Source organism: Plantibacter elymi (nom. nud.) (genome assembly GCF_900177795.1).
Taxonomy (GTDB): Bacteria; Actinomycetota; Actinomycetes; order Actinomycetales; family Microbacteriaceae; genus Plantibacter; species Plantibacter elymi.
The window spans coordinates 248,303-271,238 of the sequence record NZ_FXWJ01000005.1 but is presented as its reverse complement, the minus strand read 5'-3'; the positions used below and the strand labels follow the sequence as shown (position 1 = coordinate 271,238).

Below are 22,936 nucleotides of genomic sequence, written 5' to 3'. Positions count from 1 at the left end.
CCCTACTCGATCCGGCGGTGCACGGTCACCCCCTCCTTCGGGGGTCACGATGGCGCTCACTCTAGCCACCCGTGCCACACGCGCACAATGGGCTGGACCGCTCAGACGGTGACGGCCTGCTGGGCGTAGAGGGTCGCGTACACGCCGCCGGCGGCGAGCAGTTCCTGGTGGGTGCCGCGCTCCACGATGCGCCCGCGGTCGAGGACGAAGATGACGTCGGCGTGCACGATGGTCGACAGGCGGTGGGCGATCGACACCGTGGTGCGTCCGCGGGTCGCGTCATCGAGGGCGACCTGGACGACCCGTTCGGAGATCGTGTCGAGGGCGCTCGTCGCCTCGTCGAGGATGAGCACCTCCGGGTCCTTCAGCAGTACGCGCGCGATGGCGATGCGCTGCTTCTCGCCGCCGGACAAGCGGTAGCCGCGTTCCCCGACGAGCGTATCGTAGCCGTCCTCGAACCGAGCGATCGTCTCGTGGATGTTCGCCGCGCGGCAGGCCGTCTCGAGCTCGGCGAGGGTCGCGTCGGGCTTCGCGTAGCGGAGGTTCTCCGCGATCGTCGCATGGAAGAGGTAGGTCTCCTGGCTGACGATCCCGATGCGGGAGACGAGCGACTCCTGCGTGACGTCGCGGACGTCGGCACCCGCCACCATGACCCGGCCGCCCGACACCTCCTGGAAGCGCGGGATGAGGTAGGAGATGGTCGTCTTGCCCGCTCCCGAGGGCCCGACGAACGCAGCGAACTGTCCGGGTTCGATCGTGAAGGAGACGCCGTCGAGGGTGGGGGTCGAGTCGTCCTGGGCGTCGGCGTACCGGAAGGTGACGTCGTCGAAGCGGATCTGCGGTGCGACGCTCGGGAGCGGTGCGGCTCCGGGGCGGTCGGCGATCGCGGGCTTGAGGTCGAGGTACTCGAAGATCCGCGCGAAGAGGGCGCCGGAGGTCTGCAGGTCGAGGGCGACGCGCATGACACCCATGAGTGGGAACAGCAGGCGGGCCTGGATGGTGGTGAAGGCCACGATCGAGCCGGCGGTGACGTCCACCGCGCCGCCGGTGATGAGCCAGCCGGCCACGAGGTACACGATCGCGGGGATGGACGACAGGAAGATGCTCACCATCGCGAAGAACCACTGACCGCTCATCGCCTGGCTGACCTGGAGGCGGATCTGGGTGCGGTTCTCGGCGCTGTAGCGCTCGACCTCGGTGTCCTGGCGGTTGAAGCTCTTCGCGAGGAGCACACCGGAGACGCTCAGGGCCTCCTGGGTGATCGCGGTCATCTCCGACAGCGACTCCTGCGTCTTCGTCGCGATCCGTGCCCGGACCTGACCGACGCGGCGCTGCGCGATCACGAGGATCGGCATGAGGATGAGGGCGACGATCGTCAGCTGCCAGTTGAGGATGAGCATCGCGACGAGCGCGGAGATCACCGTCACGGTGTTGCCGAGCACGCTCGACACGGTGTTGGTCAGGACGTTCGCGACGCCGCCGACGTCGTTCTGGAGGCGCGACTGGATGATGCCCGTCTTGGTGCGGGTGAAGAAGCTCAGTTCCATCGCCTGCAGTTGCGAGAACAGCTTGATGCGCAGGGCACCCATGACGCTGTTGCCGACGGTCGCCGTGAGGTAGGTCTGCCAGACGCCGAGCAGGGCGGCGATGATGAACAGCGCCACCATCACACCCACGATCTCCGCGAGGGCGACGAGGTTCGGGCTGCCGCCGTCGGTCGGGAACAGGCCGACGTCGAACGCCTGCTTGACCAGCAGCGGTGGGAGCACCGCGAGGGCGGCACCGATGACGACGAGGACCATCGTGAGGATGATCTTCGCGCGGAACGGCACGAACAGCGCGACGATGCGCTTGCCAAGGTTCGGGATCCTCGGTGCCTCGGCGTTGAGCGCCTTCTGCGCCGCCATGTCGCCACCGCTGACGCGGCTGCCCGCGCGGGGCCCGCCGCCCCCGGGTGCACCGCCGCGTGGCCCGCCCCGTCCGCCGTGCATGCTCATCCCGCCACCCTATCCCCGCCCACCGTCCCTCCCGCCCCTCTCCCCGTCCCCGTATGCTTCCCGCTCCGTGTCCTTTCTCAGGAGTCCGCCGGCGCGTCGCCTCGCCCGCTCTCCGACCCGCCGTAAGTCTCCTGAGAAAGGGCCACCACCACGAGTCCGCTCCCCAGGTCCACTGCGGGGCGGATCATCCCCAGATGAGCAGCGTGACTCGGCGGTCCTGCGACACCGGGTGGACGATCGACCAATGACAGGAGGAACCTACGCCTTACGCCCGGCGTACGGTATCGCCACGGTCCATCAGCTTCGGGCTCGCGGCCATTCCAAACGGTCGCTCCGACTCGCGGTCGAGATGGCCGAGCTGATCAGGGTGAAACGAGGCTGGTACGCGGACCCCGGTGCACCCCCGGAGATCGTCCAAGCCGTTCGGGTCGGCGGGAGACTCGCGTGCATCTCGGCGGCCGCATGGTTCGGCTGGGCCACACCGGAAGACCGGCGCATACACGTCGCCGTCCCGTCGAACGCGGGACGCCTCCGCGATGTGAGCGACCGCCGATGTCATCCGCCCGCGCAGGACCGGGACGACACGGTCCTGCACTGGGACGACGATCAACCGGTGGTCCCTCGGGGCGGTTCGATCGCGCCGCTCCTCGTGGTGAGCCGTGAGTCGGCAGTTCGTCAGATCGTCACCTGCCAGCACCCTGACGTCGCCGGCGCGATCTTGGACTCGGTGCTGCACCGAGAGCCCCACCGCCGTCGCGATCTCCGGGCTTGGCTCGACGAGCTGCCTTGTGCCCGCAGACGCAGGCTTCCCCGTCTCGAGGCCGGATGCGAGAGCTTCCTCGAGAGCATCGGTCGCATCCGACTCGAACGCTCTGGGATCGTCGGTCGACACCAGGTCGAGATTCCGGGCGTCGGACGCGTCGACGAGCTGATCGAGGGCTGGCTGGTGGTCGAGTGGGATGGGCGCGCGTTCCACGACACGCCCGACGCCCATGAACAGGACCGCTGGCGCGACGCTCAGTTGGCGATCCGCGGCTACCGCTCGCTCCGTTTCACCTATCGCATGGTGATGGACGACTGGTACGCGGTCATCGGAGCAGTCCGCGCCGCGCTCGCGCAGGGCCGTCCGAGGCCCCGCTGAGCGGATCCGATCACCCTCGCACCTGCCAGCCTGCACTCCGTCCCTTTCTCAGGACTCCCCCGGCGCGCCGGGCGTACCCCGGCACGACGCACCGCAGCTCTCCTGAGAAAGGGCCATCCCAGTCACGCGTCGGCCAGAATTCAGCTCCGTCCCTTTCTCAGGACTCTTCCGGCGCGCCGGGCGGATTCCGGCACGACGCACCGCAACTCTCCTGAGAAAGGACCATGTCGATCGCCAGACAAGACGACCCGCAGACGCACGGACGCCCCGGGGGCGTGAGCTCCCGGGGCGTTCGCGCACCGACGACGCTGTCGATCGGAGGATCGAACCGCGTGTCAGGTCAGCCCTTCGTCGAACCGGCCAGGAGCCCGCGGACGAAGTACCGCTGCAGCGCGAAGAACACGACGAGCGGGACGAGGATCGAGATGAACGCGCCGGCCGTGAGCAGGTGCCACTCGTTGCCACGCGTGCCGGTGATCTCCGCCAGCAGCTTCGTGATCGGTGCGACCTCGCCGTCCGCGAAGATGAGCGCGACCAGCAGGTCGTTCCACACCCACAGGAACTGGAAGATGGCGAACGACGCGATGGCGGGCATGGTCAGGGGCAGCACGATCCGGAAGAAGATCTGACCGTGACCCGCGCCGTCCACGCGTGCCGCTTCGATGACCTCGCCGGGGATCTCCGCGACGAAGTTGTGCAGCAGGAAGATCGCCAGCGGCAGCGCGAACATGGTGTGCGCGATCCACACCTGGGCGAACGTGCCGCTCGCGTCCAGTCCCTCGCCGACCTGCAGACCGAAGATGTTCAGGCCACGCGAGAACGTCGACAGCAGCGGGACGAGCGCCATCTGGATCGGCACCACCTGCAGCGCGAACACGAGGATGAACAGGAAGTTCTTGCCCCGGAAGTCGATCCACGCGAACGCGTACGCCGCGAGGCTCGCCACCACCAGCGGGATCAGGGTCGCCGGGACCGCGATGGCGATGGAGTTGACCCACGAGCCCGCGAGGTTCAGAGTCGAGTTGCCGGCCTGCAGCACCTGCACGTAGTTGTCGATGGTGACCTGGAAGTCGGAGAAGATCGTCCACCAACCGGTGGTCTTCACCTGCTGCTCAGGCCGGAACGAGGAGACGAAGAGACCGAAGGTCGGGATCGTCCACAGCACCGCGATGACCACGGCCGCGATGGTCGCGCCACGGCTCGTGAGCCGCTTCTTCGTCCGTCGGCTCGCGGCCTCGATGCCGCGCTCACCCTTCGCGAGCTGCTCCTTCGTGGACTCGTCGATCGGTAGTTCGATCGGCTGCACAGCACTCATCGGATCTCCCTCTGCTTCTTGATCTGCCGTGCGTTGTAGATGACGATCGGCAGCACGAGGATGAACAGGATCACGGCGAACGCCGCACTCCGGCCGTTCTCGAAGTTCTTGAACTGGGTGTACATCTCATTCGCGATGACCGAGGTGCCGTTGTTGCCGGCGGTCATGGTGCGGACGATGTCGAAGACCTTCAGCGACGCGATGGAGATCGTCGTGACGACGACGACCAGCGAGGAGCGGATGCCGGGGACGATGACGTTGGTGAAACGCTGCCAGCCGTTCGTGCCGTCGAGCTCGGCGGCCTCGATCTGCTCGGTGGGGACACCCTTGATCGCGGCGGACAGGACGACCATCGCGAACCCGGTCTGCACCCAGATGAGCACGACGATGAGGAACAGGGTGTTCCACGGCTCGTTCTGCAGCCACTGCACCGGGGTGCCGCCGAACCACACGACGATCTGGTTGAGCAGACCGATCTGGGTCGCGCCGGCCTCACGGTAGGCGTAGATGAAGCGCCAGATGATCGATGCGCCGACGAAGGAGATCGCCATCGGCATGAAGACGAGGATCTTGAAGTACTTCTCGCCGCGGGACTTGTCGATGAACACCGCGTAGGCGAGGCCGAAGGCCGTCGACAGCGACGGGACGAGCAGCACCCAGATGATCGTGTTGATCACGGTGCGGATCGCGCTCGGCTGCGTGAACAGCCAGATGAAGTTGTTCAGCCCGACGAAGTTCTTACCGGACGCCGACATGAACGCGGCGATCGTCGTGTTGATCGACGGCAGGATCAGACCGATCAGCAGCAGCAGGAACGCCGGTGCGAGGAAGCCGACGAGCTGGACGAGGTACCCGACGCCCTTCTTGGACCGGTAGTCGAGGAGGAAGAGCACGCCCCCCAGGACGGCTGCGACGGCCGCGGCCCACAGGAACGAGCCGAAGAAGAGGACGACGATGACGGGCACCAGGACGCAGAACGCCAGACGGATGACCGTGTAGAGGGTGCCCTTGCGTGGCGCGATGTCCACGAAGAAGAGGAGGAGGGCCACCACCGCGCCGAAGGCGATGACGACGATCGGGATCTGGGCGAGCGGTGGCAGTCCGCCCAACCAGTTGAGGAAACCTGACATAGCTGGCCTTTCGAGTACGGCGTTGGACCCTGAGTGAACCCTAGGGGGTTCCACTGCCGAGGCGGAAGCGCCGGAGGGTGGTGATCACCCTCCGGCGCTCCCGCTCACGAGCAGCAGTTCCGGATATCGATTACTCGCTGGAGGGCCAGCCGGCTTCGATGTCCTTGAGGACCTGGTCGGTCTCGTCGCCGTTGATCCAGTTCACGAGGCCCTTCCAGAACGTTCCGGCGCCGACGGCACCGGGCATCAGGTCGGAGGCGTCGAAGCGGAACGTGGTCTTCTCGTCCTGCAGGATCTCGATCGCCTGGCTGAGGATCGGGGTCGAGGCGTTCGCCGGGTCGAGGCCGTTGTTGGCGGAGATGACGCCGCCGAGCTTGACCCGCTTGTTCGCCCACTCAGGGCTCGAGAGGTACTCCTGGACCTTGACGGTGCTCTCGTCGTCGCTGAACGCGCCGACGATCTCGCCACCACCGGTGACAGCGGTCTCGCCCTCCTTGATGCCGGGGGTCACGAAGGCCCACACGTCACCGTCGGGAGCGACGGTCGCGCCGGCGTCCTCGAGGAAGCCGGAGAAGAACGATGCCTGGTGGTGCAGTGCGCACGCGCCGGAGGCGAGGGCCGGAGCGACGTCACCGAACTCGGTCGAGTTGATCGAGGACACGTCGCCGAAGCTCGCGTTCACGTACTCCGGGTTCTTGAGGATCTCGCCGACCGAGTCGAACGCTTCCTTGATCTTCGGGTCGGTGAACTTGACCTTGTTGGCCACCCAGTCGTCGTAGACGTCCGGGCCCTGCTGACGCAGGACGAGGTCTTCGATCCAGTCGGTGCCGGGCCAGCCCGAGGCGTCGCCGGAGCCGAAGCCGGCGCACCAGGGAGCTGCACCCGTCTTCTCCTGGATGGTCTTGGTCAGCGTGAGCAGCTCGTCCCAGGTCTTCGGGACCTCGACGCCCCACTCCGTGAACTTGGCCGGCTGGTACCAGACGAGGCCCTTGACGCTCGCCATGAGCGGAGCGCCGTAGACGGTGTCGTTGACGGTGCCGTAGGCGGCCCAGTCCTTCGACCAGTACTTCTCGATGTTCGCCTTCACGCTGTCGGGCGCGGGCTTCAGGTAGTCGCGCTTGGCGAGGTCGGCCAGCAGGCCGGGCTGCGGGAAGATCGCGAGGTCGGGCGGGTTACCACCCTGGGCGCGGATACCGATCTGCGACTCGAACTCCTTGGAGGACTCGTACTTGATCGTGATGCCGCTCTCCTTCTCGAAGTCGGCCCAGCTCTCCTCGAGCAGCTTCGCCTCGGTGTCGGCGATCGTCCCGTAGATGGTGACGGTCTTGTCGTCGTCGCCACCGCCGCTGCTGCCCGATCCGCCTGAACAAGCGGTGAGCGCGACGCCCGCGACGGCCAGGACGGCCAGCGGCAGGGCCGTCCGGCGGGTCCGAATGAAACTCATCTGTGTCCTCCTCATTGAGTGCTGCAGGTTCGAACGTCTCCAGGGTCGAGCCGTTCCGATGATGCACTGGTGCGGAATCGGTCCGGATGCGGAACCGTTTCCATGCGTCAAAGTACTTCACCCGGCGACAGGATGCAAGCACGAGAACATAACGAAATAGACAGTGAGAGCGCTCCCACCGAAATCACGCGGCCAGGCGGACCATTCGTGTTCCAGATGTTATGGATCAGTTCCAGTCGGCAGTTCCAGGTCTGTTCCAGATTCGCTATGGTGGTGCTACCCAACGGAGGGAGTCGGCATGAGTGGTGCCATCAGCGATGTCGCGGCCCTCGCCGGCGTCTCGAAAGCGACGGCCTCGCGAGCGCTCACCGGGCGCGGATACGTGTCGGCCGAGACCCGGGAACGGGTCGTGCAGGCCGCGGCCACGATCGGGTACGTCGCCTCGCCCATCGCCGCGAGCCTCTCCACCGGCCGCACGCTGGCCATCGGCGTCCTCACCTCGTTCCTCAACCGCTGGTACTTCGGGGAGGTCCTGGAAGGTGCCGAGGGCGCCCTCCGTGCGCGCGGCTACGACCTGACGCTCCACCATCTGCCGCCCGACTCCCCGGAACGCGACCGCATCTTCGACTCGTACCTCACGAACAAGCGCTTCGACGGCATGATCTCGATCGGGATCGAGGCCTCGCAGGACGAGATCGCGCGCCTGCTCGCCAACCCTCGTCCACTGGTGTCGATCGGCGGCAACATCCGCGGGGCCCACTCCATCAACATCGACGACCAGGCGCTCGGCCGCGAGGCGACGGAGCACCTGATCACGCTCGGGCACACGCGCATCGCCCACATCACCGGTCACGACGCCGAGCTTCAGACCGACACCGTGCACGGCAGGCGCCTGGCCGGCTACCTGGCGGCGATGGAGGATGCAGGGCTCACCTCGGCCGTGCACGTCCTGCCCGCAGTCCACTCGTTGCCGGGCGGGTACGAGGCCGCGGCGCAGCTGCTGCGGGACGCGAGGATCCGCCCGACGGCGGTGTTCGCATCGACGGACGAGGTGGCGATCGGCATCATCATCGCCGCACGACGCCTCGGGATCACCGTTCCGGCGGAGCTGTCGGTCATCGGGATCGACGGGCACTCCTACGCGGAGATGTTCGCGCTCACCACGTTCGAGCAGGAGCCCCGCGCGCAGGGGCGGCATGCCGTCGAGATCCTCCTCCAGGACCTGGAGGACGAGCGACGCGCGCAGGCCCCGGACTCCGGGGAGCCGGGCAGCACCGTCTCCGAGGTGCGCTGGCCGACCCGTCTGGTGATCCGACAGACCACGACGCGCCCCGAGTCCGCTGAGTAGCCCCTCCCCCGGCTGCGCTCCCAGCGCGGTGCGCTGACGCGAGCGTGCCCCACTGACGTGAGCGCGGGCCCCCGGAGGGCAGCGCTCGCGTCAGTGGGGCGCGGTGACGGGTCGGATCAGCTCGCGTCGGCTGCGGTGATCGCGATGGCCTCGTCGAGCTCGCTCTCCACCGGGCCGTCGACGCGGGCGAGGTGTTTGCGACCGAGGACGACGATGAGGACCGCGACGATGAGCGAGCCTGCGGCCACGTAGTAGGGCGCGGCGGGCGAGAGGAGCTTCGCGATCTCCGCGGCGGCCGGCGGCGCGATGGCCCCACCGAGGAACCGTACGGACGAGTACGCCGAGGATGCGACGTTGCTCGGCAGGTCCGTCGCCTCCATGACCGACTCGGTCAGCACCGTGTTCATGACGCCGAGCAGGAGCCCGCCGACGACGATGCAGATGATGAGGCCGGCGGTGGACTGCACGAGGAGTCCGGCGGCGACGAGGTCCAGCGCAAGCAACGGCAGGACCAGCTTGATCACGGAGGTGCGGCGCATCCGAGCCGTGAGCAGCGGCGCGACGAACACGCTCGTGATCGCCAGCGCGACACCCCAGCCGAAGAACGTGAACCCGAGGCCCATCGCATCGAGGCCGAGCGGGAACGGCGAGTACGCGAGGAGCGTGAAGAAGCCGATGTTGTAGAACAGGGCGGCTGCCGCGAGGATGCCCAGCGACGGGATCGCCAGCGCCTTGAACGGCGCGGACAGCTTGAGCGGCGCGGGCTTCGGTCCCTCGGTCTTCAGCAGGGTGACGATCGCGATGAACCCGACGGCCATGAGCGTCGCAGTGCCGAAGAACGGCCATTTCCAGCCGATGCCGCCGAGGAGACCGCCGAGCAGCGGTCCGATCGCGATGCCGAGCCCGAGTGCGGCCTCGTACAGGATGATCGCGTTGGCGCGGCCGCCCGCTGCAGCTCCGACGATGGTGGCGAGTGCCGTCGAGATGAAGAGCGCGTTACCGAGGCCCCAGCCGGCCCGGAAGCCGATGACGGCACCGACGGAGTCGGACAGGCCCGCGAGGAGCGCGAACAGGACGACGAGTGCGAGTCCGATGAGGAGCGTGCGCTTGGCACCGATCCGGCTCGACAGCCAGCTCGTGAACAGCATGGCCACGCCGGTGACGAGCAGGTAGCTCGTGAAGAGCATCTCGGCCTGGGTGGGCGTCGCCTGGAGGTCTTCTGCGATCGCGGGGAGGATCGGGTCGACGAGGCCGATGCCCATGAAGGCGATGACGCTCGCGAAGGCGACCGCCCAGACGGCCTTCGGCTGGTGCAGGATGCCGCTGAGGCCGGCACTGTGGCCGGCGCCGTGGCCGTGGCTCGACGCCGTGGGCGTGGACGACGTGCGTGCGCTGGTGTCGGCGCTCATGCCGTCAGCTCCGAGGCGACCTCGACGGCCACACGGGCCTGGATGATCTCGACGGTCCTGGCGATCGCGGCGAGGTCGTCGTCCTCGAGGTCGGTGAAGGCCGGCTCCAGGGCGTCGGTGAGCTCGTCGCGCCAGGCGAGGAGGGCGGCCGTCCCCTTGGGGGCGATGGCGATGAGCCACGCGCGGTGGTCGTCGACGTCGGCGATCCGCTTGATCCAGTCGCGCTCGTCGAGGCTCTGCACGAGCTTCGTCATCGTGGGTTGGGACACCCGGCTCTGGCGGGCCAGTTCGCCGACCCGGACGGGGCCGACCGTGGTGAGCACGGAGAGCGTGCGCCAGACGGCGGGCGATTCGGAGGATCCGGTGGCCTGGGCGGCAAGGCGGGTGAGCCGATGCGATGCCGTGATGAGGTCGCCGAGGATGGTGTGCAGGGGTGAATGCGTACGGTTCTCGGTCATGATCCATCCAGTATACATAGCCAAGCTATGCACTCCCCTGCGCCACTTCCCCAACTCAGGAGATCGGCGGCGTGTCCCCCGGCAGCACCGGGTGCCCAAGGCGACACGCCGCGGTGTTCCTGAGTTGGGGAAGGGGTGGTCCGAGGGTCAGCGCATCCAGGTGGTGAAGGACTGGCCGACCCTCGGATCGGGCGGGTGGGCGTCGCTCGCCCGCTCCGACTCGGTGAAGGCGGATGCGAGCTGGGCTCGGATCCAGGTGATGGTTGCACGCCAGCGTGCGTGGGTGTTCATGGTGGTGGGTTCTCCCGATTCGGGCACCGCACCGACAGCCCACACTCACACTGAGCGGGACGACGACGCGGATACCTGCGTGAACCGTCGACGAACGTCGTCGACGGGTGCAGAGCATCCGCGTCCGGGTGGAGTGACGCGACGAATCGCAAGCCCTCCGGTTAACCGACGGAGGGCACCGCTCCCGAACGAATCGGGGGCGATGCCCTCCGATCACGGATGTCTCTGCCGAGTGCGTACAGCACTCGTCTCAGGAAGATCCGCGATCGTCAGCGGCGACCGACCGGAGTCGGTCGCCAGCCCAGTGGTTGTCCCCCGCAGGGGACCGACTACTTGAGCGTGACGGTGGCGCCGGCAGCCTCGAGGGCTTCCTTCGCCTTGTCAGCGGCTTCCTTGTTGGCGCCTTCGAGGACGGCAGCCGGAGCGCCGTCGACGAGAGCCTTGGCCTCGCCGAGGCCGAGCGAGGTGAGCTCGCGGACCGTCTTGATGACCTGGATCTTCTTGTCGCCAGCAGCCTCGAGGATGACGTCGAAGTCGGTCTTCTCCTCGACCTCTTCAGCAGCAGCGCCGCCGGCAGCAGCCGGGCCGGCAACGGCGACGGGAGCAGCAGCGGTGACCTCGAAGGTCTCCTCGAACAGCTTGACGAACTCGCTGAGCTCGATGAGCGTGAGCTCCTTGAACGCGTTGATCAGTTCTTCGTTTGACAGCTTTGCCATGATTGTTCTCCTTGTTTCATGCCCTGCAACCGCATCACGCGGCGGACAGGTACGGGGTTGATTGTTCGCGGAACCGAATTACTCGGCCGCGGACTCCTGCTTCTCGCGCAGCGCCTCGACCGTGCGAACGGCCTTCGAGAGCGGTGCGTTGAAGAGGTAGGCAGCTCCGAACAGCGAGGCCTTGACGGCGCCGGCAAGCTTTGCCAGCAGCACTTCACGGGACTCGAGGTCGGCGAGCTTGCCGACTTCTTCAGCGGTCAGCGGGTTACCGTCGAAGTAACCGCCCTTGACCACGAGGAGAGGGTTTGCCTTGGCGAAGTCACGAAGAGCCTTCGCGACGGTGACCGGGTCACCGTGCACGAATGCGATCGCGGACGGACCGGCGAGCTCGTCGTCGAACGACGAGATGCCGGCGTTGTTCGCCGCGATCTTGGTCAGCGTGTTCTTCACCACGGCGTAGGTTGCGTCCGCACTGATGCTCTTGCGCAGGTTCTTGAGCTGAGCAACAGTGAGGCCGCGGTACTCGGTCAGCAGAACGGCGGTCGAGCTCTGGAACTTCTCCGTGAGTTCGGCAACCGAGGCTTCCTTGTTCGCCATGGCCACTCCTTTTCGAATCTTGAATGCATGCAGCGGAGGCCGCACACACCAACCGCCGGGCCGGCGAAGGGTTCAGGCATGAAAAAAGCTCCGGCGCAAGCGCACGGAGCTGGGGAGAGGCGAGCCTCGATCAGATCTTCATACACCTGCGCTGGACGTCTCGTCATGAGAACCTTCGACTGTCTCGTTTGCACGCGACAGTGACCGGCGGTCTTTGGTTTCGACAACCATAACACACCCCCGGCCCCGTTCCGACAGGCGTGCACAGAGCGCCACGACCGCCCGTCCGGATGTCCGAGGCGCCCGGCACCATGGAGCCATGATCCAGACGCTCGCCATCTCCGGCTACCGGTCCATCCGAGACACCGTGCTGCCGCTGCACGGCCTCGACGTCGTGACCGGCGCGAACGGCACCGGCAAGTCCAACCTCTACCGGGCACTCCGACTCCTCGCGAGTGCGGGCGACGGCGATGTCGTCGGATCCCTCGCGCGCGACGGCGGGCTCTCCTCGACGCTCTGGGCCGGCCCCGAGCACGTGAGTCGGGCCATGGTCGACGGCTCCGTCCCCGTCCAGGGCACGCGCCGCTCGGGTCCGATCAGCCTGCGACTCGGATTCGCGACGGACACGCTGGGGTATCTCGTCGACCTCGGGATCCCGCAGCCGTCCACGACCCTGTTCGGTCGCGACCCCGAGATCAAGCGGGAGCAGATCTTCGCCGGCGCTTTGGCCAAACCGAGCAGCCTGCTCGTCGACCGGCACGGTCCGGCGGTCCGCGTCCGCGACGGCTCATGGCGTCCGATCGGTCGAACGCTCGGCACCTCGGAGAGCATCCTCACCGAGTTCTCGGACGCCGACGCGACGCCCGAGGTCCTCCGCGTGCGCGGTCAGGTGCGCGGCTGGCGGTTCTACGACCAGTTTCGGACCGACCGCGAGTCCCCGGCGCGTGCGCCGCAGGTCGGGACGAGGACGCCCGTGCTCGGACACGACGGCGCAGACCTCGCCGCAGCGGTGCAGACGATCATCGAGTCCGGCGGTCGGGACCGTCTCGATGCCGCCGTCGACGACGCGTTCCCCGGCAGCGTCCTGCGCGTGCGCGTCGACGACGGGGTGTTCCGGCTGGAGCTCGAACAGCCCGGGATGCTCCGTCCGCTCTCGGCCGGCGAGCTGTCCGACGGCACGCTCCGCTACCTGCTGCTCGTCGCGGCGCTCCTCACGCCGCGCCCGCCCGAGCTCATGGTGCTGAACGAGCCGGAGACGAGCCTGCACGGCGACCTGCTCCCCCAGCTCGCTCGACTGATCACTGCGGCCAGCGCCGACACGCAGCTCGTGGTCGTCTCCCATGCCCGCCCGCTCATCGAGGCCATGCTCGAGGCGGGCGAGGTGCACGAGCACCGGCTGGTGAAGCGACTCGGCGAGACGACCGTCGAGGATCAGGGCCTGCTGTCGACGCCGCCGTGGGCCTGGCCGTCGCGGTGAGCGTCCGGCCCCGGTGACCGCCGACTAGGCGCGGTCGGCCTGCTTGCCCAGGTAGCGGTCCGAACCGTAGCTGAGGATGAAGAACCCGATCAGCTGGAACAGGATGAGTCCGAAGATCCGGAACACCGTGCTCTTGTCGAACTGCTTGCCGATGTGCCATCCGACGATCCAGCCGAACACGATGTTCACGAGCGGGATGAAGTAGAGGATGGTCGCCGCGCCGGAGAAGCCGGCGAGCTTCACGACGACGTACCAGTTGTAGATCGGGATGATCGCGGTCCAGCCGGAGCGGCCCGACTTCTCGAACATGCCCCAGACGGATGCGACGAACAGGGCGTAGCCGATGATGCCGCCGAAGACGTTGGCGGGGGCGTTCATGAACTCGATGGCGGCACGACCGTTGTCGTCCGCGGCGAGCAGGATGGTGTCGAACACGGTGGAGGCGCTCCTTGTCGTCGTCGCGGTCGACCGACCGCTTCATCCGACGAATGTAGCGCGCGGGTCGCACCCCGGACCAGCGGGTGTCCCGCAGACGCTCAGACCGCCCGGGCGGTACGGGCGGCGTGCACGAACGACCGGATGAGCTCCGGCGACTTCACCCCGCGCGAGGACTCGACCCCGCTGGACACGTCGACCCCCCAGGGCCGGAGCTCCGCGACGAGGCCCTGGACGTTCTCCGGCGTGAGACCGCCGGCGAGGATCCAGGTGCGGGTGGGTGGGTTCGCCACCAGGGCGATCGTGTCGAAGGTCTTCCCGGCTCCCGGGTCCGGTGCGTCGAGGAGCAGCAGCTCCTCCGCGGAGGCGGCGCGCTCGGCGGCGTTCTCGGAGGCGTAGTGCACCGCCGAGGTCGCCCGGAGCGTCCGCCACCCCATGGCCTGCAGCTCGTGGAACGCCTCGGGTGGTTCATCGCCGTGGAGCTGGACGGCCTGCACCCCGGCAGCACCGGCGATCCGCGAGACCTCCTCGACCGACTGCCGCCGGAAGACGCCGACCGTCAGCACCGACTCGGGGACGTCGGCGAGCAGCGAGGCGACGCGTTCGGGCTCGACGGTCCGGGGCGACCCCGGCGCGAAGACGAAGCCGATCGCGTCGACTCCGGCGTCCACCGCCGCAGCGACGTCGGACGCCTCGGACAGACCGCACACCTTCACCCACATGGGGACCACGCTACCCGGCCGCACGGATCACTCCGCCGTCGGGACGAGGACGTCCGGGGTGGCGACGGCCGGCAGCTCGACGCGGAACACCGTCCGTCCGGGTGTGCTCTCGCACCTGACCGTGCCGTGGTGCGCGGCCACGACGGCGTGCACGATCGCGAGCCCGAGGCCGGTGCTCCCCGTGGCCCGGGAGCGGGAGTCGTCACCACGGACGAAGCGCTCGAAGAGGTTGGGCTGCAGCGCAGGGTCGATGCCGGGGCCGTCGTCCGACACGGTCAGCACGGCGATCTCGCCCGCAGGACCGCTCTCGACCGCCAGTCCCGTCCGCACGGTCGTCCCGGCGGGCGTGTGGGTGCGCGCGTTGGCCAGCAGGTTGACGATCACCTGCTGCAGCCGGGACGCATCACCCGTGACGAGGACGGGCTCCTCGGGGAAGTCGAGTTCGAACACGTGGTCCGGCCCGGCGACATGGGCGTCGCCGACGGTGTGGATGACGAGTTCGGTGAGGTCGACGGGGCGCTTCGCGAGTTCGCGTCCCTCGTCCAACCGCGCCAGGAGCAGCAGGTCCTCGACGATCGTGGTCATGCGACCGGCCTCGGAGCGGATCCGGCCGAGGGAGTGGGTGACGTCCTCCGGCAGTGCGTCCGACTTCCGGGCGGCGAGTTCCGAGTAGCCGGCGATGGACGCCAGCGGGGTCCGGAGCTCGTGGCTCGCGTCCGAGACGAACCGGCGCACCTTGTTCTCGCTCGCCTGCCGGGCGTTCAGCGCGGACGAGACGTGCCCGAGCATGCGGTTGATCGCCGATCCGACGCGTCCGACCTCGGTGCGCGGGTCGGTGTCCGACTCCGGTACCCGGACGGCGAGCGCCACCTCACCGCGGTCGAGGGGCAGTTCGGCGACGACCGCGGCCGTCGCGACGACCCGGTCGAGCGGGCGGAGCGAGTACCGCACGATCGCGAACGCCGCCAGTCCGGCGAGCAGCAGGACCACGACGCTCATGATCGCGATGAGGGTGACGAGCTGCATGACCGTCGACGCGACCTCGGCGAGCGGAAGCCCGATGATCCTCGTCGCGCCGCTCGCGTCGGTGACGGCGACGACGCGGTAGTCGCCGAGGTGCTCCCCGAGGTTGATGGTCGACGGTCGGTCACCGGCCGACACCGTGAGGATCATGGCGTCCTGACTCTCGGTGCACGGGACCGTGCTGCCGTCGGCGTTCAGGTATCCGGCGTTGACGATGGTGCCGTCGACGACGATCGCACCGAGTGCGCCGGGCCCGAGGCCTGGGGCGCCGATGAAGGCGGGCGGCTCGCGCGTGCCCGAACCACCGCCGTAGCCGTCCGGGATCGCGGCGTCGGGGATGGAGTCCGACGCGGGGAGTTGACCGTTGCGGCCGTAGTCGACGATCCGCTCGGCGGCCTTCGTGAGCTGGTTGTCGACGCCCTCGGTGAGGAGGCCGCTCACCGCCACCGCGCTCGCGACACCGACGATGGCGCTGCCGAGGGCGAGGAGCCCGACGACGACGACCATGAGGCGTCGACGGAGTGTCCACGGAGCGCGCTTGGGGTGGGTGGAGCCGGCGGTCGTCGTGACTGCGTCGGGGGCGGGAGCGCTCGTGGTCACGAACCGACCGTCGGGATCTTCAACATGTACCCGGCGCCGCGCACGGTGTGGATCATGGGCTCGCGCCCGGCGTCGATCTTCTTCCGCAGGTAGGAGATGTAGATCTCGACGACGCTCGCGCGACCGCCGAAGTCGTAGCTCCAGACCCGGTCGAGGATCTGGGCCTTGCTCAGCACCCGGCGCGGGTTCCGCATGAGGAACCGCAGCAGCTCGAACTCGGTCGCGGTGAGTTCGATGGGCTCGCCGTCGCGTGTCACCTCGTGGCTGTCCTCATTGAGCACGAGGTCGCCGACCACGATGTCCGGCCCGGACTCGTCGGCGGCCAGGAGGGTCGAGCGGCGGATGAGCCCGCGCAGCCGGGCGACGACCTCCTCGAGGCTGAACGGCTTCGTCACGTAGTCGTCGCCGCCGGCGGTGAGGCCGGCGATGCGGTCGTCGAGAGAGTCCTTGGCGGTGAGGAAGAGGACGGGGACGTCGCTCCCCGAGGTCCGCAGGCGGTTCAGCACCTGCAGGCCGTCCAGGTCCGGCAGCATGATGTCGAGCACGATGGCGTCCGGGCGGAAGTCGCGGGCGATCGTGAGGGCTTCGCGGCCGTCGGCGGCGGTCCGGATCTCCCAGCCCTCGTAGCGCAGGGCCATCTGCAGAAGGTCCGTGAGCGTCGCCTCGTCGTCGACGACGAGCACACGGACGGCGGTGCCGTCGGCCCGTTTGAGTGCGCTTCGCGCGGCACCGGGCGCCTGGGTCGGGATGTTCACGGGTTCAGTATTCGCCTCCGCCCTATGAGCTGTCTATGAACCGACCAGACGGATGCTGTGCCCTCCCCGAGCCGGCGAAGCGCCCGCATCGACCTGGGCCGATTCATAGCGTCGCCGAGGCGCAGGCCAAGCGGGCCTCCGTAGCGTCCGGTCCAAGTCATCCGCGACGTGCGGATCGTCGGCGTCGCGCAACGGGGACGCCGGCACGTGGCACCAGAGCAGAAGGAAACGCGCACATGTTCGGAACCTATCTCCGGCGGGAACTCGTCGGTCGTCGTAAACAGACCATCATCATCGCCATCGGGATGGCGCTCGCCATCGCCCTCGTGATCATCGTCAACTCCGTCGCAGCCGGCGTGAAGACGGCGCAGGCGTCGGTGCTGGAATCCGTCTACGGGGTCGGAACGGACATCACCGTCAGTCAGGCCGCCGAAGCACCGACGGAGGGCGGCGGCCCCGGCCAGAACTTCGACTTCGGCTCCGGCGACGGGTCGACGAGCGACGGCACGACGACCGTCAACCAGTCGCGGCTCGAAGCGGCGCGTGGCACGTCGACCTTCGACGCGACGGCGCTCGGCACGATCACCGACGTCGCCAACGTCGAGGCCGCCGCAGCCACCCTGTCGCTCACGAACACGACCTTCACGGGCGAGCTGCCCGACTTCTCCCAGGCGCAGGGATCCGGCGGGACGGCAGGCGTGCCGGGCGATGACACGACCGGCGCGAACCCGCCGCAGGGCGGTCCGGACGGCGCAGGCGGGAGTTCCTTCGGCGTCGACTCCTTCACGGTCCTCGGTCTCGACCCCTCAGGTGACGCCGTCGGTCCGCTCTCGGCCGTCACCCTCAGCGACGGTCGCTCGCTCGCAGCCGACGACGCGGGTACGGACGTCGCCGTCCTCGACGCCTCCTACGCGACCGAGGCGGGGATCGCCACCGGCGACACGATCGACATCGCGGGCACCACGTTCAGCGTGGTCGGCACGGTGACCGCCTCCGGAGCCGACGCCACGACCGCGTCGAACGTCTACATCCCGCTCGATGTCGCGCAGACGCTCGCGGGACTCGACGGCCAGGTCAGCGACGTGTACGTGCAGGCCGCCTCGTCGACCGACATCACGCAGGTGCAGACGGACATCGAGACGGCTCTGCCCGACGCGACCGTGAGCACCCAGGAGGACCTCGCGTCCACCGTGTCCGGCTCGCTCGCCTCGGCGTCGACGCTCGTGTCGAACCTCGGCACCTGGCTGTCGCTCATCGTGCTCGCCGCCGCGTTCCTCATCGCGATCCTGTTCACGATCTCCGGCGTCACGCGCCGCACCCGCGAGTTCGGCACGCTCAAGGCGATCGGGTGGAGCAACCGGCGCATCGTCGGCCAGGTCGCGGGTGAGTCCGTCGTACAGTCGCTCATCGGCGGTGCCGTCGGTGTCGCGGTCGGCCTCGTCGGCATCCTCGTCGTGAACCTCGCCGCCCCGACCCTCAGCGCGGCGGCGACGACCTCGGCCGGTGGCGGACTCGGCGGCCCCGGTGGTGCCGCGGGCATGCCGTCGGACGCGGCGGCGGGAGCGGCCGGTGGGTTCGGCGGTGCCCCGGGCGCTGCGGCCGCGACCACCACCGACATCGTCCTCCAGGCCCCCGTGACCGGGTGGATCATCGTCATCGCCGTCGGGATCGCCATCCTCGGCGGGCTGCTCGCCGGTGCCATCGGCGGGTGGCGCGCCTCACGACTGCGCCCGGCCGAGGCGCTCCGCTCCGTCGCCTAGGCGACGCACCAGACGCCGCCGGGTGGTCGTCTCCCCCGCGACCACCCGGCGGTCCCACTCCTCACTCCGACCAGCAGAACGAAGGACCCCATGTACACGATCACCGGCCTCACCAAGCAGTACCGCCAGGCGAAGCGCTCCGTCACGGCGCTCGACGGCGTCGACCTCGAGATCCCCGACGGACAGCTCGTCGCCATCCAGGGCCCGACGGGCGGCGGCAAGTCGACGCTCCTCCAGATGCTCGGCGCGCTGGACCGACCGACCGCCGGCAGCATCTCCCTCGCCGGCGACGACCTCTCGACGCTCAGCGAGACGAAGCTCGGCAGGATCCGCGCCACGGAGATCGGCTTCGTGTTCCAGGGCTTCAACCTCATCCCGACGCTGACGGCTCAGGAGAACGTCGAGATGGCCCTGGTCCCGATCGGCACCCCGCGGGCCGAACGCGAGACCAGGGCTCGTGCGGCGCTCGCGTCCGTCGGACTCGCGGAGCGGGGTTCGCACCTCCCCACCGAGCTGTCGGGCGGGCAGCAGCAGCGGGTCGCGATCGCCCGTGCGCTCGTCAAAGAGCCCGGGGTGCTGCTCGCCGACGAACCGACCGGCAACCTCGACGAGGAGACCCGCGACGAGATCATGGACCTCCTCGAGGGCCTGTGGCGCGACCGCGGGCTCACGGTCGTGGTGGTGACGCACGACACCGCGGTCGCCAAGCGCGCCGAGCGTCGTCTGCACCTCGCGAACGGGAAGCTCAAGGACGTCACGACTCGGCGCTGACCGGCCCGTCGGCAGGCTCGGGGAGCATCTCCCATCCGCTCCCCGAGCCACCCACACCCGGTCCCTGGGCCGACGCGCCCGATCCCTGAGCCGCCCCTCCCCGGTCCCTGAGCCGCCCCTCCCCGGTCCCTGAGCCTGTCGAAGGGCCACGGGAATACCCCGCCGTCGTGATTGGTTGACACTGATCAACTACTTCTCATATAGTTGACGCATATCAACTAGCTGACGTCATCACGATCGCGGAGCCCATGTCACACACCACCTCTTCAACAGCCACGCCCGCTCGCGCGGACAACGGCATGACGCATCGCCAGGTGCTCGAGGCCCTCTCCGGCCTCCTCCTCGGCATGTTCGTGTCGATCCTCGCCGGAACCGTCGTCTCGACCTCCCTCCCCCGGATCATCTCCGACCTGAACGGCGACCAGACGGCGTTCACCTGGGTCGTCACGGCCACGTTGCTCGCCACCACCGTCTCGACGCCCATCTGGGGCAAGTTCGCCGACCTCTTCAACCGCAAGCTGCTCATCCAGTTGGCGCTCGGCGTCTTCGTCCTCGGTTCGGCGCTCGCCGGCTTCTCGCAGGACACCGGCACGCTCATCGGCTTCCGCGTCCTGCAGGGCCTCGGCGCCGGTGGTCTCACGGCGCTCAGCCAGATCATCATGGCCGACATCATCAGCCCGCGTGAGCGTGGGCGGTACATGGGCCTGTTCGGTGCGGTCATGGCGGTCGGCACGGTCGGCGGCCCGCTCTTCGGCGGTCTCCTCACCGACTCGCTCGGCTGGCGCTGGAACTTCTTCGTCGGCGTCCCCTTCGCGATCGCCGCGATCTTCCTCCTGCAGCGCACGCTCCACCTCCCGAAGCGGAACGTCGGCAAGGTCAAGATCGACTACCTGGGCGCCGCCCTCATCGCCGGCGGCGTCTCGCTGCTGCTCATCTGGGTCACCCTGGCGGGGACGCAGTTCGAGTGGGCGAGCTTCACGACGCTCGTCATGGTGGGCATCTCCGTCCTCCTGCTCGCCGCCGCGGTCATCGTCGAGATCAAGGTCGACGAGCCGATCATCCCGATGTCGCTGTTCAAGAACCGCACCTTCACCCTCGCGGTCGTCGCGAGCATCTCGGTGGGTGTGGCGATGTTCGGCACCTCGGTGTTCCTCAGCCAGTACATGCAGCTGGCGCGTGGAGCGACGCCGACCGAGTCGGGCCTGCTGACGCTCCCGATGATCGGCGGCCTCCTGATCGCCTCCATCGTGGTCGGGCAGTTCATCTCCCGCTTCGGGCACTGGAAGCCGTACCTCATCGTGGGTTCGATCCTCCTAACCGTCGGCCTGTTCCTCATGAGCACGATCCACTACGACTCGAACTACCTGCTCGTCTCCGTGTACATGTTCATCCTCGGCGCCGGTGTCGGCATGGTCATGCAGAACCTCGTGCTCGTGGTGCAGAACGACGTCCTGCCGCAGCAGCTGGGGACGGCGAGCGCGGGTGTCGCGTTCTTCCGTAGCCTCGGCGGCACGATCGGCGTCTCGGTCATGGGCTCGGTGCTCGCGACGAAGGTCACCGACATGCTCTCCGATCGACAGGACGACCTGCAGGCGGCCATCGTCGCCCTCGGTGCTCCCGGCGCCAAGATCGCCGAGACGCTCTCCAGCGGCACGATCCCGAAGGTGAGCACGCTGCCCGAGTCGGTACGGACCATCATCGAATCCGTCTACGGTGACGCGGTGGCCGACATCTTCCTCGTCGCCGCACCGCTCGCAATCCTGACGATCATCGCCGTGATCTTCCTCCCGAACAAGAAGCTCGGTTCGAAGAACGCCGTGCAACGCATGGCCGAGCAAGGCGCCGGGGAGCCGGCCCTCGTCGGCGCGGCCACCGGTTCCGTCACGACGGCCACCGCGTCCACGTCGACCCAGTCGTTCGCGACCGGTGCGCTCGACGTGGCCGAGGCCATGATCGGTGGCGAGGCGGACACCCGACTCGAGCGAGGACGGGACGAGACCGCCGACGCCGACAGCGGCTCGGAGGCCGAGGCGCACAGCCCCCGCCACGGCCGCTAGTCCGTACAATGCGAACGATGTCCATCGATCACGACGCCCAGGCCGGGCCGGCCGCTGCCGACGACGCAGCGGCCGGCACCGCGCACGACCTCGCGATCGGTGCCGTGGAGGAGCAGTTCGCCCTCCTCGTCAACCGCATCCGCAACGGGATCCGCGACCGCGCCGAGCGGATCTCCCCCGGACTCCAGCCGGCCGGCTACAAGCTGCTCAGCATGGTCTCGCGCTCCGGAGCGATCCGCGCCGGTGCCCTGGCCGAGATGCTCGCGACCGACAAGAGCGCGGTGAGCCGCCTCATCCACCAGTTGGAGGAGCTCGGCCTCGTGACGAGGACGCCGGACCCCGAGGACGGCCGTGCGAGCCTCGTCGTCGCGACCGCCGAGGGCGAGCGCCGGATGGAGTCGACACGGGCCAACGACCAGGCGATGCTCTACCAGCAGCTCTCATCCTGGGACGAGGCCGAGGTGCGGCGGCTCGCCGAACTCCTCGCGAAGCTCAACGGCGCCCTCTGAAGTCCCTTACTCAGGAGTCCTCCGGAGCGCCGGGCTCGCGAGCGAGCGACGCGCCGAGGAACTCCTGAGAACGGGTCAGCGCCAGCTGTGCTTCGGGTCGTACCCGAGGACCTCGCGGGCGTGGTCGATCGAGAGCAGCGTCCCGTTGCCGGCGATGTCGCCGTTGACGGGCACGTCCGGGAAGACCTCCGCGACGAGCTCGACGTTGTCTCGCGACATGACCGTGTCGGCCGCCGCGATGATGAACCGGTCGAACCCGGTGGCCTGGTGCTCGAGCGCGAGCCGCACGGCCTGGGCGCCGTCGCGTCCGTCGATGTAGCCCCAGAGGTTCCACTTGCGGAGGGTGGCGTCGGCGTCGAACGACGGGAACGCCGCGTAGTCGGCCTCGTCCATCACGTTGGAGAAGCGGAGCGCGATGATCTTGAGCTCGGGGTGCCACCGCGTGAGCTCGATCGCCAGCTGCTCCTCGAGGTGCTTCGACAGCGAGTACGTCGACTCGGGTCGGGCGGCGTAGGCCTCGTCGACGGGGATGTAGGGCGGCGGGGTGTCGAACGGCAGCCCGAGGACGGTCTCGCTCGACGCCGTGACGATGTTCGTGATGCCGGCCTTGATGGCGGCGTTGAACACGTTGTACGTGCTGAGGATGTTGTTCTGGAAGGTCGCGGTGTTCGTCGAGAGCCCCGGCGCGGGGATGGCGCTCAGGTGGACGACCGCGTCGAACCCGTCGGGCGCCTGCTCGTCGACACCGGTGAGGGCGTCGAACACCTGGCCCGCGTCACGCAGGTCGATGCGGACGAAACCCTCGCCGCGCTCTCCCGCCTGGTCGAGGTTGATCACCAGGTGACCGTGCTCCCGAAGGTGGCCGACCACTGTTCGCCCGAGCTTGCCCGAGCCTCCCGTCACTGCGATTCTCATGACGCCCATCCTGGTCCATCAACCCGTGATCGCGTGGACGATTGACAACTCCCCCAGGATCGGGCG

Annotated in this window: 21 protein-coding genes; 7 read left to right on the top strand and 14 right to left on the bottom strand. The window is 68.5% G+C overall.

The window, feature by feature from the left end; all coding sequences use genetic code 11:
- Positions 1-101 precede the first annotated feature (101 nt).
- Positions 102-1,991: an ABC transporter ATP-binding protein gene (locus CCK91_RS16545; RefSeq protein ID WP_086475121.1), complete on the bottom strand. Its 1,890-nt coding sequence runs from the start codon at positions 1,989-1,991 to the stop codon at positions 102-104.
- 355 nt (positions 1,992-2,346) lie between these two features.
- Between CCK91_RS16545 and CCK91_RS19730 the strand changes: the two genes are divergently transcribed.
- Positions 2,347-3,138, top strand: coding sequence for a DUF559 domain-containing protein (locus CCK91_RS19730; RefSeq protein ID WP_086474935.1), 792 nt, complete (start codon positions 2,347-2,349; stop codon positions 3,136-3,138).
- Between the two features lie 340 nt (positions 3,139-3,478).
- Here the strand turns inward: CCK91_RS19730 and CCK91_RS16535 are convergent, their stop codons facing one another.
- The 3 genes from CCK91_RS16535 to CCK91_RS16525 all read right to left on the bottom strand — a co-directional run bounded on the left by CCK91_RS16535 (position 3,479) and on the right by CCK91_RS16525 (position 7,027).
- Positions 3,479-4,453 (bottom strand): carbohydrate ABC transporter permease, encoded by a 975-nt coding sequence (locus CCK91_RS16535; protein WP_086474934.1) that lies wholly within the window; start codon positions 4,451-4,453, stop codon positions 3,479-3,481.
- On the bottom strand, positions 4,450-5,583 hold the full coding sequence (locus CCK91_RS16530; protein WP_086474933.1) for a carbohydrate ABC transporter permease: 1,134 nt from the start codon (positions 5,581-5,583) through the stop codon (positions 4,450-4,452). Before CCK91_RS16530 ends, CCK91_RS16535 begins: the two co-directional genes overlap by 4 nt.
- A 130-nt stretch (positions 5,584-5,713) precedes the next feature.
- Complete coding sequence (locus CCK91_RS16525; protein ID WP_086474932.1) at positions 5,714-7,027, bottom strand: ABC transporter substrate-binding protein; 1,314 nt, start codon at positions 7,025-7,027, stop codon at positions 5,714-5,716.
- 298 nt (positions 7,028-7,325) lie between these two features.
- On the opposite strand from CCK91_RS16525, the gene CCK91_RS16520 reads away from it, so the two are divergent.
- Entirely contained in the window at positions 7,326-8,375 is a 1,050-nt protein-coding gene (locus CCK91_RS16520; protein ID WP_086474931.1) for a LacI family DNA-binding transcriptional regulator, read from the top strand.
- A 116-nt stretch (positions 8,376-8,491) separates the two neighbouring features.
- Here CCK91_RS16520 and CCK91_RS16515 read toward each other — a convergent pair whose 3' ends face one another.
- The 5 genes from CCK91_RS16515 to rplJ form a co-directional block, all read right to left on the bottom strand.
- On the bottom strand, positions 8,492-9,784 hold the full coding sequence (locus tag CCK91_RS16515) for an MFS transporter (RefSeq protein ID WP_086474930.1): 1,293 nt from the start codon (positions 9,782-9,784) through the stop codon (positions 8,492-8,494).
- Complete coding sequence (locus CCK91_RS16510) at positions 9,781-10,242, bottom strand: MarR family winged helix-turn-helix transcriptional regulator (RefSeq protein ID WP_064294532.1); 462 nt, start codon at positions 10,240-10,242, stop codon at positions 9,781-9,783. The genes CCK91_RS16515 and CCK91_RS16510 overlap by 4 nt, the downstream gene beginning before the upstream one ends.
- A gap of 147 nt (positions 10,243-10,389) precedes the next feature.
- Positions 10,390-10,533: a hypothetical protein gene (locus CCK91_RS19725; protein ID WP_165767076.1), complete on the bottom strand. Its 144-nt coding sequence runs from the start codon at positions 10,531-10,533 to the stop codon at positions 10,390-10,392.
- Positions 10,534-10,862: 329 nt separating this feature from the next.
- Positions 10,863-11,249, bottom strand: coding sequence for a 50S ribosomal protein L7/L12 (gene rplL / locus CCK91_RS16505; RefSeq protein WP_086474929.1), 387 nt, complete (start codon positions 11,247-11,249; stop codon positions 10,863-10,865).
- A gap of 78 nt (positions 11,250-11,327) precedes the next feature.
- On the bottom strand, positions 11,328-11,846 hold the full coding sequence (gene rplJ / locus CCK91_RS16500; RefSeq protein ID WP_079706724.1) for a 50S ribosomal protein L10: 519 nt from the start codon (positions 11,844-11,846) through the stop codon (positions 11,328-11,330).
- Between the two features lie 319 nt (positions 11,847-12,165).
- Between rplJ and CCK91_RS16495 the strand changes: the two genes are divergently transcribed.
- Entirely contained in the window at positions 12,166-13,323 is a 1,158-nt protein-coding gene (locus CCK91_RS16495) for an AAA family ATPase (RefSeq protein ID WP_086474928.1), read from the top strand.
- A 24-nt stretch (positions 13,324-13,347) separates the two neighbouring features.
- On the opposite strand, the gene CCK91_RS16490 is transcribed toward CCK91_RS16495, so the two are convergent.
- From CCK91_RS16490 to CCK91_RS16475, 4 genes are all read right to left on the bottom strand, one after another.
- A complete protein-coding gene (locus tag CCK91_RS16490; RefSeq protein WP_086474927.1) occupies positions 13,348-13,758 on the bottom strand; it encodes a DUF5684 domain-containing protein in 411 nt (136 codons plus the stop codon).
- A gap of 101 nt (positions 13,759-13,859) precedes the next feature.
- The gene (locus tag CCK91_RS16485) at positions 13,860-14,480 is read right to left on the bottom strand and encodes a phosphoribosylanthranilate isomerase (protein WP_086474926.1); all 621 of its coding nucleotides are present in this window, start codon (positions 14,478-14,480) and stop codon (positions 13,860-13,862) included.
- A gap of 27 nt (positions 14,481-14,507) precedes the next feature.
- On the bottom strand, positions 14,508-16,103 hold the full coding sequence (locus CCK91_RS16480) for a sensor histidine kinase (protein WP_242664584.1): 1,596 nt from the start codon (positions 16,101-16,103) through the stop codon (positions 14,508-14,510).
- Positions 16,100-16,858 (bottom strand): response regulator transcription factor, encoded by a 759-nt coding sequence (locus CCK91_RS16475; protein ID WP_079003251.1) that lies wholly within the window; start codon positions 16,856-16,858, stop codon positions 16,100-16,102. The genes CCK91_RS16480 and CCK91_RS16475 overlap by 4 nt, the downstream gene beginning before the upstream one ends.
- 236 nt (positions 16,859-17,094) lie before the next feature.
- On the opposite strand from CCK91_RS16475, the gene CCK91_RS16470 reads away from it, so the two are divergent.
- From CCK91_RS16470 to CCK91_RS16455, 4 genes are all read left to right on the top strand, one after another.
- Positions 17,095-18,618, top strand: a complete 1,524-nt coding sequence (locus tag CCK91_RS16470) for an ABC transporter permease (protein ID WP_086474925.1) — start codon at positions 17,095-17,097, stop codon at positions 18,616-18,618.
- 90 nt (positions 18,619-18,708) lie between these two features.
- Complete coding sequence (locus tag CCK91_RS16465) at positions 18,709-19,389, top strand: ABC transporter ATP-binding protein (protein ID WP_086474924.1); 681 nt, start codon at positions 18,709-18,711, stop codon at positions 19,387-19,389.
- A 299-nt stretch (positions 19,390-19,688) separates the two neighbouring features.
- Complete coding sequence (locus tag CCK91_RS16460; protein WP_086474923.1) at positions 19,689-21,446, top strand: MDR family MFS transporter; 1,758 nt, start codon at positions 19,689-19,691, stop codon at positions 21,444-21,446.
- 17 nt (positions 21,447-21,463) lie between these two features.
- The gene (locus CCK91_RS16455; RefSeq protein WP_165767075.1) at positions 21,464-21,955 is read left to right on the top strand and encodes a MarR family winged helix-turn-helix transcriptional regulator; all 492 of its coding nucleotides are present in this window, start codon (positions 21,464-21,466) and stop codon (positions 21,953-21,955) included.
- A 75-nt stretch (positions 21,956-22,030) separates the two neighbouring features.
- On the opposite strand, the gene CCK91_RS16450 is transcribed toward CCK91_RS16455, so the two are convergent.
- On the bottom strand, positions 22,031-22,870 hold the full coding sequence (locus tag CCK91_RS16450; protein WP_086475119.1) for an NAD-dependent epimerase/dehydratase family protein: 840 nt from the start codon (positions 22,868-22,870) through the stop codon (positions 22,031-22,033).
- Positions 22,871-22,936 lie beyond the last annotated feature (66 nt).